The sequence below is a fragment of the Dietzia sp. B19 genome (genome assembly GCF_014145155.1).
In the GTDB taxonomy this organism is placed as follows: Bacteria; Actinomycetota; Actinomycetes; order Mycobacteriales; family Mycobacteriaceae; genus Dietzia; species Dietzia natronolimnaea.
Window position 1 is genome coordinate 61,994 of sequence record NZ_JAALED010000572.1, and the last position, 10,939, is coordinate 72,932.

Consider the following 10,939-nt stretch of genomic DNA (forward strand, 5'->3'; position numbering starts at 1 on the left):
CGCCAAGAGCCGGCGCTCGCAGGCCAAGGCCGGCCGCAGGCGCCCGAGCGCCTCGGACTGAACGTCCGACGCACCGCCTGCCGGGGCGGTCGCTCCGCTGCGACCTACTGGTCGGGGGTCATCCAGTGGGACAGCTGCTCGGTGGAGACCTTGGTGAGCCACATCTGCCACAGCGGGCCGAAGGACACCCGCCGCACCCCCAGGTTCCTGAGGACGGCCAGGTCCCCTGCGCCGTGGCCCTTCACGGGATGAGCGGTCACGTTGACCGGGATCGAGACCGCCCCGACGAGTCTGGTCACCTGGTCGGCGGACGTCAGCCCCACCGGGTAGACCGAGCGCGCGCCGGCCTGCTCCATCAGCACGATGCGCTCGGCCGCCTCGGCGAGCGGATCGGAGAAGACCTCTCCGCCCAGCTTGACCGCGTCGGTGCGGCCGTTGATCACGAAGGGCACACCGGCGTCATCCGCCGCGCGGCGGGCGCCGGCGATGTAGTCGGCGTGCTCGTGCTTGTCCCGGACCCGGTCGCCCTCGCCGTGGACCACATCCTCGATGTTGGCCCCCACCGCCCCTGCCTCGAGCAACCGCGAGATCAACTCGTCCGGACCGAGCCCGTACCCGGACTCCACGTCCGCGCTCACGGGGATGTCGACCGACTCGGCGATCCTGCGCACCACCCCGAGGTACTCGCCGAAGTCCATCCGCTCACCGTCGGCGCTCCCGATGGCGTCGGCGACCGGGTGACTTCCCACGGTGAGTCCGTGGAACCCCACGTCCGCGGCGGTCCGGGCACTCCAGGTGTCCCAGACGGTCGGGAGGACCACCAGGTCACCCGAGTCGTGTAGAGCGGCCAGTTCCTGTGCCCGTGCACCCACATCGGTCATCGTCGACGCCTCCTCGGCAGTAGCGGTCGTCCCTCGACACTAGGCCTGATGGGACGGACGCGACACCGCCGGAACGCGCCCGCCCCGCGGGGACGGCCCGGCCCGGGACGCCCCGGTCGGGGTCCCCGCCGCCGGAAAACGCCGCGGACGCGTGCGTCGTGGGCCACAGTGCAGGGTGACGCCGAGACGATCACACAACCGCGCACGTGCACCGATCGACCACACCGGGGGGTTCTGGCCACGCCGGCCCGACTCGGGTGATGATGGTGCAGGCGTGCTGATGCCGTTCCACAAGAACACGATCAGCCTGAAAAGAAAAGAGCCGACATGACCCCAGGCAGAACGACGATCATCTACACCCTCACCGATGAGGCCCCACGACTGGCGACGGAGGCGTTCCTCCCGGTCGTCCGCACCTTTACCGACGCCGCCGACATCGATGTCACGACGAGCGACATCTCGGTGGCCGCCCGCATCCTGGCCGCCTTCCCGGATCGGTTGACCGACGAACAGAAGGTTCCCGACAACCTGGCCGAACTGGGACAGATGACCCAGGAACCGGGCACCAACATCATCAAGCTTCCCAACATCAGCGCCTCGGTCCCCCAGCTGAACACCGCCATCGCGGAACTCCAGGCCAAGGGCTACGACATCCCCAAGTACCCGTACGACCCGCAGACCCCCGAGGAGATCGAGGTCGCCGAGCGACTCTCCGCGTGTCTGGGCAGCGCCGTGAACCCGGTGCTCCGCCAGGGCAACTCGGACCGCCGCGCCCCGAAGGCGGTCAAGGAGTACGCCCGGGCCAACCCGCATTCGATGGGCAAGTGGTCGATGGCGTCGCAGACCCACGTCGCACACATGACGCACGGCGACTTCTACGCCGGCGAGAAGTCGATCATCCTCGACCGCGCCTGCGATGCGCGCATGGAGGTGGTGACGCCGGACGGCGAGACCCACGTCCTCAAGACGGTGCCCCTCGAGGCCGGCGAGGTCGTCGACTCCATGTTCATGAGCAAGAAGGCGCTCCTGGAGTTCTACGAGGAGCAGCTGAACGACGCCAAGGAGACCGGCGTCATGTTCTCGCTCCACGTCAAGGCGACCATGATGAAGGTCAGCCACCCCATCGTGTTCGGCCACGCGGTGAGGGTCTTCTACAAGGAGGCCTTCGACAAGCACCACGACCTGTTCGACGAGCTCGGGATCAACGTCAACAACGGCATGGTCGACCTGTACGACAAGATCGAGACGCTCCCGTCCTCCAAGAAGGAGGAGATCATCGAGGATCTGCACCGGTGCCACGAGCACCGGCCGGAACTGGCGATGGTCGACTCCGCCCGCGGCATCACCAACTTCCACTCGCCCTCGGACATCATCGTCGACGCGTCGATGCCCGCGATGATCCGCATCGGCGGGAAGATGTACGGCGCCGACGGCCGCAAGAAGGACACCAAGGCGGTCATCCCGGAGTCCACGTTCGCGCGGATCTACCAGGAGATCATCAACTTCTGCAAGACCAACGGGGCGTTCGATCCCACCACGATGGGCACCGTGCCGAACGTCGGTCTCATGGCGCAGAAGGCCGAGGAGTACGGCAGCCACGACAAGACCTTCGAGGTCCAGTACGACGGCGTCGCCAACATCGTCGACGCCGCCACCGGCGAGGTCCTGCTCTCCCAGGACGTCGAGGCCGGCGACATCTGGCGCATGTGCACCGTCAAGGACGCGCCGATCCGCGACTGGGTGAAGCTCGCCGTGGACCGTGCGCGCGCCTCGGAGATGCCGGCCGTCTTCTGGCTCGACCCGTACCGCCCGCACGAGAACAACCTGATCACCCTGGTGAAGAAGTACCTCGCCGACCACGACACCGAGGGCCTGGACATCCAGATCATGTCCCAGGTGCGTGCCATGCGCTACACGCTCGAGCGCGCGTGGAGGGGCCTGGACACCATCTCGGTGACCGGCAACATCCTGCGCGACTACCTCACCGACCTGTTCCCGATCCTCGAACTCGGTACCAGCGCCAAGATGCTGTCGATCGTGCCCCTGATGGCGGGCGGTGGACTGTACGAGACCGGCGCGGGCGGATCGGCGCCGAAGCACGTCCAGCAGCTGGTGGAGGAGAACCACCTGCGCTGGGACTCGCTCGGCGAGTTCCTCGCGCTGGGGGCCAGCCTGGATGACCTCGGCCGGAAGGACGACAACCCCAAGGCCACGATCCTGGCCAAGACGCTCGACACGGCGACCGGCAAGCTGCTGGAGAACCGGAAGGGACCGTCCCGCGTCACCGGTGAGCTCGACAACCGGGGCAGCCAGTTCTGGCTCGCGCTGTACTGGGCCCAGGAGCTGGCCGCGCAGACCGAGGACCGGGACCTGGCGGCGCACTTCGCTCCGCTGGCGGAGAAGCTGACCGCGGACAAGGACACCATCCTCGAGGAGCTGCTGTCGGTCCAGGGCTCCAAGGTCGAGCTGGGAGGCTACTTCCAGCCCTCCGTCGACAAGCTGCGGGAGGCCATGCGCCCGAGCGAGACGTTCAACTCCGCGCTCGCGAGCCTCGGCAACTGATCCGACCCGCCCGCCTCACCACACCCATCGGCCGCGCGCCGGCGGGTGCGGTGTCGTCGGGTCCGGTGTCATTCGGCCCGGTGTCATTCGGCCCGGCGAGGGCACCAGCCGCGATAGGGTGAGCCAGGTCACACAACCTGGAGGGCACCATGAACCACGTCTACAGCGTCACCGAGATCGTCGGCTCCTCCCCCGAAGGAACGGATGCCGCGATCGCCAACGCGGTCGCCGAGGCCTCCAAGACTCTCCGCAACCTCGAGTGGTTCGAGGTGCAGTCCGTCCGCGGGAAGCTGGACGGCGACCGGGTGGCCCACTGGCAGGTGACCATCAAGGTCGGGTTCCGGCACGAGTCCTGAGCGTCATCGGACCCGTCCCGCGGGCCGCTCCCGCTCGGCGCCGGGCCGCTCCCCTGTCCGGCCGCATATAGTCGGACCAGGAGCTGGATTCGGTTCCCTGATGATGGGAGTCCGGATGACCGGAACCGCTCACCCGCCCGCCACCACCTCCGCCGCCACTGGCGATGGTGCCTCCCCGGGAGGCGAACTCCTCAGCCTCGGTCTGCTCGCGAGCTCCACCATGGAGAACGAGCGTCGACTCCCGATACATCCCCGGCACCTGGACCGGATCGAGCCGGACCTCCGCGCACGCATGATCGTCGAACGCGGCTACGCCGCCGACTTCCAACTCGATCCCGGCTATGTCGAGTCGCGCGTGGGGCGGGTCGCCGAGCGCGCCGAGGTGATCGACTCCGCTGACGTGCTGCTGCTCCCGAAACCCCAGCTGGGAGAGATGGCCGAGATCCCGGAGGGTCGCGTCCTGTGGGGCTGGCCGCACTGTGTGCAGGACACCGGGTTGACGCAGACCGCGATCGACCGTCGGCTCACCCTCATCGCCTTCGAGTCGATGAACCACTGGACCCGGCAGGGCGACTTCAGTCTGCACGTGCTCCACAAGAACAACGAGCTCGCCGGGTACTGCTCGGTCCTTCACGCCCTGAGCCTCACGGGGTCCACCGGCAACTACGGGCCCCGGCTGAGCGCGGTGGTGATCGGGTTCGGCGCCACAGCGCGCGGGGCCGTCACCGCCCTGAACGCCCACGGGATCCACGACATCCAGGTCCTCACCCAGCGGGGGGCCACGGCGGTGGGCTCGCCGATCCACAGCGCCCACATCACCCAGCTCAACACCGACGAGGGCGCGACCCACCTCAGCACGGTTCCCACCGAGGACGGCGACGTCCTGCTCCCCACGTTCCTCGCCTCGCACGACATCGTGGTGAACTGCACTCTCCAGGACGTCACAGCCCCGTTGACCTACCTGCGGACCGTGGATCTCGAGGAGTTCGCTGCCGGCAGCCTCATCATCGACGTCTCGTGCGACGCCGGCATGGGCTTCGAGTGGGCCGTGCCCACGGGGTTCGAGGACCCGATGTTCACCGTCGGGCAGGGTGTGCACTACTACGCCGTCGACCACAGTCCGTCCTACCTGTGGAACTCGGCCACGTGGGAGATCAGCGAGGCGCTCCTGCCCTTCCTGCGGACTGTCATGGAGGGGCCGGCCGCATGGGATGAGGACCTCACCATCTCCCGCGCCATCGAGATCCGCGAGGGAGTCATCGAGAACCCGCATATCCTGGCGTTCCAGGGGCGTGCCGCCGACTTCCCGCACGCGCGCGTCGGCGGCAGCTCGTAACCCCGCGGGGAGCAGACCCTTCCAGGAGGCACCGTGACCACCACGTCCGACCCCCGCCCCGTCGGGGCCGACGACCTCGTCCATCTCCGCACCTGTGTGGACCTCGCGGGGCAGGCGCTGGCTGCGGGGGACAAGCCGTTCGTCTCTGTGCTGGTCGACGAGGCCGGCGAGGTGCGGTTCGCGGACCGTAACCGCGAATCGAGTGGGGACGCCACCAGGCATCCTGAGTTCGCGATCGCCCGCTGGGCGGCGGAGAACATGCAGCCCGAGGAGCGGGCGTCCAGTGTCGTGTACACCTCGGGCGAGCACTGCGCGATGTGCAGCGCCGCCCACGCGTTCGTGGGCCTCGGGCGCATCGTCTTCGCCTCCAGCGGGGCCCAGTACGCGGGCTGGAAAGCCGATCTCGGCGTGGCACCCGGGCCGCTCGCCCCGCTCGGGATCACCGACGTGGTCCCGGGACTCCCCGTCTCCGGTCCGGTCCCCGCGCTGGCGGAGGAGATCAGAGTGCTGGTCGAGAAGTCCTTCCGGGCCGATCGACGGAGTAACGACGGCTGACGTCGCCGGAAGTCGGGTGACGACGGGCCGGTTCAGCGTGCACCGGGGTCCCCGGTCCTCTCCACCGCACCCCAGACCTCCCGCCAGTGCGCGGCCAGGGAGTCGAGGGTCTCGTGCGCGTTCAACCCGCTGGGTTGCGGCAGCACCCACAGCACCACGCCACCGGGCCACCCCGGTACATCTGAGGTGTCCTGCTCCCCGTAGCCGGCCTTCGGTCGCGCGAAAGCAGTCCGGAAAGCCGTGATCCCCGCGACCGCAACGACCGCCGGACGCAGCTCCCCGGCAACCGTGGCCACCCGGGCCGCACCCGCCCGCAGTTCCTCACGGGTGAGCTCGTCGGCCCGCGCGGTCGCCCGGCCCACGAGGTTCGTCATGCCGATGCCCCGCGAGAGCAACTGCCACTCGTCTGCGGCCGAGAACCCGGTGGCGGCGTCAACGAGGTGATCGGTCAGTCCCGCCCGGTGCAGTGACGGCCAGAACCGGTTCCCCGGCCGCGCGAACGGCGCGTTGACGGCTGCCGTCCACAGCCCAGGGTTCACACCGACGATGAGTAGCCGCAGCCGCTCGGCATCCGCGGGCAGGACGTCGTCGACCGCGTGCGGATCATCCGTGGCGAACCGGGCGAGCTCGTCGCGCTTCGGGCGGCGCCCGCCCGACGGAGAGGGACGCCGCGGGATGCCGGTCACGACGATCTCAGCCATGGTGCGAGGTTAGCGCGGCACCTGACCGGGCGGGCGCGACGCATAGAGGACACACTCAGGCCTCTTCACCTGACAGGCTCAAACCATGAGCGCGACGGACAGGCCTGACGCACCACTGATCGCCGCGAACATCGACCGGTGGCGCGAGTGGCTGATCACGAACGACGAGAGCTGCGACGGGACCTGGCTGATGCTCGCCAAGAAGGGGGTCACCTCCCCCACCTCGCTCTCCTATCAGGAGGCGCTCGAGGAGGCGCTGTGCAGCGGGTGGATCGACGGGCAGCGCAGGTCGCACGACGAGAAGACGTTCGTGCAACGGTTCACCCCCCGCCGCGCGCGTTCCATCTGGTCACTGCGGAACGTCGAGATCGTCGCCCGCCTCGATGAGAGCCGGAGGCTGCGGCCGCGGGGCGTCGCCGAGATCGAGCGGGCGAGGTCCGACGGCCGCTGGGACCGCGCCTACGCCGGCTCCGCGACCGCCCAGCTCCCCGAGGTCCTCGCCACCGCGCTCGAGGCGTCTCCGGCGGCAGGAGCCGCTTTCGCCCGACTCACCCGCGCCGAGCGGTACAGCGCGATCCACCCTCTCCTGGTGGCCCCGGACGATTCCACTCTGGAGCGACGGGTCGGACGGCTGATCTCCCGCCTCACCTCGCCGTGATCAGGTCCCCCACGCGACATGATGTGACGACGACGAGGGCCACGGTCGCCACAGCGAGACGACCGGCGCTCTCCGATGGTTCCACCAGGACGGGCTCTCCACAGCCTCGAGTCCGCGATCCAGAGCGCGGCCACATGGGGTTCCGGGCCATGTCCCGCTGACGAAGACTCGGGGGCATGAGATACGACGAACTCCCCGAGAACTGGACCCGACTCCCCCTCGACGACGCCCCGCTGGCCGCCGGCGTGATCGACCTGGTCCTCGGCCACGCCGACCGGGTGCGGAACTCGAGGCTCGTCCTCCCGTGCGACGAGCACGACGTGGGCCTTCCCGCGCCGCTCGGAGTAGGTGAGACCGATTGGTCGGAGTCGTACGCCGAACGCCGTCGCGGACTCGCGGTGCTGCCCCAGCTCCCTGCGGCCGCATTCTTGGTCGCCGTGTCGTCGCGGTACCGGCTCCCGGACAGGATGGTGCGGGGCTCGCTGCGCCCGTTGAGGACTTGCTCGACGACTCCGGTCAGGCACTCCTCGCGTTCGGGGTGGCGGATCTCGACAGCGTCGAGATTGTCGGCGGCAGCGCGGAACGGCAGTCTCGGCGCGATGACCGGATGATGTTCAGCGATCGCCCGGTGAGATCCAGCCCCCACCGTCAGACGTTGAACCGAATCTCCACCAAGTTGCGCCGGATACAACTGCCCGACCCTAGGCTGCACATGATGGTCACGCTCTCCACACCGTTTTCCGATCCGATTTGGCGGGGGCTCGCCCGCGAGACCGATCTGGCCGCGCAGCTCATTTGCTCAGGCGCAAACGAAATCGGCCGCGCCGACTACGCGAGTCAAGGACGGTATGCGGCCGCGCAGTTTGGCTTTTCCAACGGGCTCGAACGGCTCGGTAAACTCATCTTGACGTCCGACAGTTTGCTATCGCGCGGACAGCCCCTAGACGACAAGGAGCTTCGGGGCAAAGGTCACTCCATTCTAGGAATTGTTGATGCAGTTGCGAAAGTCCAATCCGAGAGACAACTAGAGCTCGGCTACGAACGACCGACTAGCCGGATTGCGGCAAACGCCCTGGCTAGCTTCGATAACTTTGCAGCCGCTAGCCAAGGCCGTTACGCCAACCACGCTTCCTTGACCGGGGTTCCGTCGCCTCACGAACCTACTGCGCGCTGGTGGACGTCCGTGTGCGAACCTATTCTTGACGAGCACTTTCGCGGTACAAAGCTAGAGAAACGCGCACGTGCAGACTCGCAACAGGTTGGGGTCATGTTGGCCAACTCAAGTGTTACGCTCCACTTTCACGAGAACGGTTCGGTTATTACCAACGTGGCTGAAGCCAGCTTCATGGCCCACGAACGAAAGGCTACCCAGAAATGGGGGCGATTCTACTCACTCGGCTACGCCCGATGGATGAGCGAACTATTCACGGAACTAACCCGTGGCGTTGGATACACTCCGAGCACAGAGTTCTTCTTCGGCCACTACGAACGTCTGGCAACCTTTCGAGTTCCTGACAATTTCTTGAAGAACAGGGCTACTTGGCCCCTTAGGTAGGCAGAAGCAAGGATATCGTCTCCATCCAAACGTTGAACTGAAAACCAACCGCCTGCGCGGCCGGTAAAATGTTGGTCTACCTGAGAACCGATCCACCGCGCCAGCTTGCCGCGCGGCCATTAACACCCGCATTTCTATCGACGCGGCCGGCGTGGGCCTGGGCCTGGGCGCAACACGACAGGAGGACGACGCCCGCAAGCTCGTCGCTGGCCGTGGTTGAGAGCGTGCCGGGCTGTCGTCCGACAACTCTGGCGCGTAGGGCTACTTGGTTGCGCGAGTCCACGGAGTTGGTAGCGCTGTTCTGGGGAGTCGGTTGCGGCCCCAGCTTCTGGGCGGGGCCGCAGCCGCTGGCCCTTTACTCCCAGTAGCCGTCGGTGGTGCGAGCCTGGTCTTGGCGCTGTCGGCGCATATCGATCTGGCCGAGGTTGATCGTCCGCGCGTTGTTAGCCAGGCGGTTGACGATGGAGTCCGCGGCGACTCGGTCGGGCAGTTCGGCGACCCAGTGGGCCGGCCCGGTTTGCGAGGCGATCATCGTCGGCAGGCGGTGTTCGCGGTTGGCCAGAATGGCGAACAGGTCGGAGGCGGCATCGCTGTCGATGCCGACGGTGAGAAAGTCGTCGATGATCAGCAGGTCCGTGTTCGATAGGTCATTGAGCAGTTTTTGGTGCGCGATTCCGTCGGCGCGGGTGATGACCAACTGCCGGGCCAGCGAATCCATCCTGGCGTAGGTGACGGCGTGACCGTTGTGGCAGGCAGCGATGCCGATTGCGCAGGCCAGGTACGTTTTTCCTCCTCCGGTTGGGGAGATGACCAGGAGGTTCGTGGGATCGGCGGCCCAGTCGTGGGCGGCGTAGCGTTTCATCCGCACCGGGTTGATCCCGCGGCCCTCGCGGTAGTCGATCTCGGCGACATTCGCCTCCGGGATCGGCAGGCCGGCGGCCCGGATGAGCTTGTCGACCTTGTGTGCCCGGCGGTCCTCGAGGGCGTCGTCCACGGCGGTCAGGAATAGTTGCTCGGGGGTCAGCTCGTCGTTGGCCTCGTCGCCGATGAGCTGCTCCAGCCGGGCGGCGACTCGGGTCACGCGCAGGGCGCGGAACTTGTCGTAGTCGATGTCGGTGAACGTCACTGCGCTGCCCCCTGGCTGCCGATTTCGTAGTGGGAGGCGTCGCGGACGTAGACCTCCGGGCCAGGATCGTCGCCTTGGGATTCGGTGTGTTTGCGGGTTGAGGCCGCGGGCCTGATGGTCCTGGGCGCCTTGGCATCGGAGTCAATCGCGGCCATCAGTCGCTTGAGGGTGGTGTAGGTGGGATAGCCGCCGCGGGCAAGGAGTTCTCCGCAGGCGGCCTCGAGGCGCTGTCGGTTCTTCTTGCCGAGTCCGCCCAGGATGTTCTGGCAGTCCAGATACCCCTGGGCCTCGATCTGGTGGCGGTCCAGGATCTGCTCGATCACCTCCTGGGTGGCCGGACCGAAGCTGCGGGCGCGATCGCTGAACCAGGTCCTGGACCATAGGCCGTCGATGTCGCGGTGCTTGTCCGGCACGTGCTCGGCGAGCGTGGAGTACTGGCCCTTGCGGCCGCTCAGCCGCGGGTGCTCGCAGACGACTTCGTTGCCGTTGAACACCGTGACTCGGCTCTGAATATTCGTCTCACTGGGGTCCATCGGTATTGCCTCCGGGGGCCAGTGGCCGAGATCGCGAATATTGCGCGTGGGGGCCAGCAGTAGCGCCCGTGGGGGCCACCCGCTTCTAGGCTTCCTTCCGCCGCGTGTATAGGGCGCGTGGCGGAAGGAGCAATCCGTGACTGTACGGAAGATCAGGGCGAAGCTCGTGTTGCAGCTTCGCGCCGAAGGCTTGTCAGGCAGGGCGATCGCCGCCTCGCAGGGCATGTCCCGCAAGAGCATCGCGGCGGTGCTGGAGGCCGCCGATGCGACCGAGACGAGCTGGGACGACGTCGCCGAGCTCACCGATGAGCAGGTGTACGCCCGCCTGTTCCCGGGCCGCGGGGAGCACGAGAGCGTGTTCGCCCAGCCCGACTGGGAACAGGTCCACCGCGAGATGGCCCGGGTCGGGGTCACACTCAAGCTGCTGCACGGCGAGTACACCGACCGCTGCGCCCACGCGAAAGCGCCGGCCATGGGATACGACCGGTGGTGCAAGACCTACCAGCGACACGTGATGGTCACCGGCGCCGCCTCCCGCGTCGGGCACAAGGCCGGCCAGACGGTCGAGGTCGACTGGTCCGGCCCCACGATGGAGCTCACCGACCCGGTCACCGGGGCGACGCGAAAGGTGTACCTGTTCGTGGCGTGCCTGCCGTTCAGCCGGTACGCGTTCGTC

11 protein-coding genes and 1 pseudogene are annotated in these 10,939 nt (G+C 67.5%); 8 read left to right on the plus strand and 4 right to left on the minus strand.

The genetic code is table 11. The features are described 5' to 3' along the window. Positions 1-104: 104 nt before the first annotated feature. Complete coding sequence (locus G6020_RS16065) at positions 105-881, minus strand: isocitrate lyase/phosphoenolpyruvate mutase family protein (protein WP_179525635.1); 777 nt, start codon at positions 879-881, stop codon at positions 105-107. Positions 882-1,208: 327 nt separating this feature from the next. Here G6020_RS16065 and G6020_RS16070 point away from each other — a divergent pair, with 327 nt between their 5' ends. From G6020_RS16070 to G6020_RS16085, 4 genes are all read left to right on the plus strand, one after another. Continuing rightward, positions 1,209-3,443 carry an NADP-dependent isocitrate dehydrogenase gene (locus G6020_RS16070; protein WP_179525636.1) on the plus strand — a complete coding sequence of 745 codons (2,235 nt, stop codon included), beginning with the start codon at positions 1,209-1,211 and terminating at the stop codon, positions 3,441-3,443. 149 nt (positions 3,444-3,592) lie between these two features. Continuing rightward, positions 3,593-3,799: a dodecin gene (locus tag G6020_RS16075; protein ID WP_182611284.1), complete on the plus strand. Its 207-nt coding sequence runs from the start codon at positions 3,593-3,595 to the stop codon at positions 3,797-3,799. A gap of 220 nt (positions 3,800-4,019) precedes the next feature. Then, positions 4,020-5,135 (plus strand): N(5)-(carboxyethyl)ornithine synthase, encoded by a 1,116-nt coding sequence (locus G6020_RS16080; protein ID WP_241730981.1) that lies wholly within the window; start codon positions 4,020-4,022, stop codon positions 5,133-5,135. Between the two features lie 33 nt (positions 5,136-5,168). Beyond that, complete coding sequence (locus G6020_RS16085) at positions 5,169-5,690, plus strand: nucleoside deaminase (protein ID WP_182611286.1); 522 nt, start codon at positions 5,169-5,171, stop codon at positions 5,688-5,690. Between the two features lie 32 nt (positions 5,691-5,722). Here G6020_RS16085 and G6020_RS16090 read toward each other — a convergent pair whose 3' ends face one another. Further along, on the minus strand, positions 5,723-6,391 hold the full coding sequence (locus G6020_RS16090) for a mismatch-specific DNA-glycosylase (RefSeq protein ID WP_182611287.1): 669 nt from the start codon (positions 6,389-6,391) through the stop codon (positions 5,723-5,725). A gap of 85 nt (positions 6,392-6,476) precedes the next feature. Between G6020_RS16090 and G6020_RS16095 the strand changes: the two genes are divergently transcribed. The 3 genes from G6020_RS16095 to G6020_RS16105 all read left to right on the plus strand — a co-directional run bounded on the left by G6020_RS16095 (position 6,477) and on the right by G6020_RS16105 (position 8,604). Beyond that, positions 6,477-7,049, plus strand: a complete 573-nt coding sequence (locus tag G6020_RS16095) for a YdeI/OmpD-associated family protein (protein WP_182611288.1) — start codon at positions 6,477-6,479, stop codon at positions 7,047-7,049. Between the two features lie 176 nt (positions 7,050-7,225). After that, positions 7,226-7,660, plus strand: a complete 435-nt coding sequence (locus tag G6020_RS16100) for a hypothetical protein (RefSeq protein WP_182611289.1) — start codon at positions 7,226-7,228, stop codon at positions 7,658-7,660. Then, a complete protein-coding gene (locus G6020_RS16105; RefSeq protein WP_182611290.1) occupies positions 7,588-8,604 on the plus strand; it encodes a hypothetical protein in 1,017 nt (338 codons plus the stop codon). Before G6020_RS16100 ends, G6020_RS16105 begins: the two co-directional genes overlap by 73 nt. 355 nt (positions 8,605-8,959) lie before the next feature. Here G6020_RS16105 and G6020_RS16110 read toward each other — a convergent pair whose 3' ends face one another. Next, the gene (locus G6020_RS16110) at positions 8,960-9,730 is read right to left on the minus strand and encodes an ATP-binding protein (RefSeq protein WP_182611291.1); all 771 of its coding nucleotides are present in this window, start codon (positions 9,728-9,730) and stop codon (positions 8,960-8,962) included. Continuing rightward, positions 9,727-10,263 (minus strand): hypothetical protein, encoded by a 537-nt coding sequence (locus tag G6020_RS16115; protein WP_182611292.1) that lies wholly within the window; start codon positions 10,261-10,263, stop codon positions 9,727-9,729. The genes G6020_RS16110 and G6020_RS16115 overlap by 4 nt, the downstream gene beginning before the upstream one ends. 136 nt (positions 10,264-10,399) lie before the next feature. On the opposite strand from G6020_RS16115, the pseudogene G6020_RS16665 reads away from it, so the two are divergent. Continuing rightward, positions 10,400-10,939: pseudogene (locus G6020_RS16665) on the plus strand (IS21 family transposase); the annotation flags it as partial.

Bases quoted from the DNA above. Each gene is read 5' to 3' on its own strand.
- G6020_RS16065 (WP_179525635.1), bottom strand. From the start codon at position 881: ATGACCGATGTGGGTGCACGGGCACAGGAACTGGCCGCTCTACACGAC.
- G6020_RS16070 (WP_179525636.1), top strand. From the start codon at position 1,209: ATGACCCCAGGCAGAACGACGATCATCTACACCCTCACCGATGAGGCC.
- G6020_RS16075 (WP_182611284.1), top strand. From the start codon at position 3,593: ATGAACCACGTCTACAGCGTCACCGAGATCGTCGGCTCCTCCCCCGAA.
- G6020_RS16080 (WP_241730981.1), top strand. From the start codon at position 4,020: ATGGAGAACGAGCGTCGACTCCCGATACATCCCCGGCACCTGGACCGG.
- G6020_RS16090 (WP_182611287.1), bottom strand. From the start codon at position 6,391: ATGGCTGAGATCGTCGTGACCGGCATCCCGCGGCGTCCCTCTCCGTCG.
- G6020_RS16095 (WP_182611288.1), top strand. From the start codon at position 6,477: ATGAGCGCGACGGACAGGCCTGACGCACCACTGATCGCCGCGAACATC.
- G6020_RS16100 (WP_182611289.1), top strand. From the start codon at position 7,226: ATGAGATACGACGAACTCCCCGAGAACTGGACCCGACTCCCCCTCGAC.
- G6020_RS16115 (WP_182611292.1), bottom strand. From the start codon at position 10,263: ATGGACCCCAGTGAGACGAATATTCAGAGCCGAGTCACGGTGTTCAAC.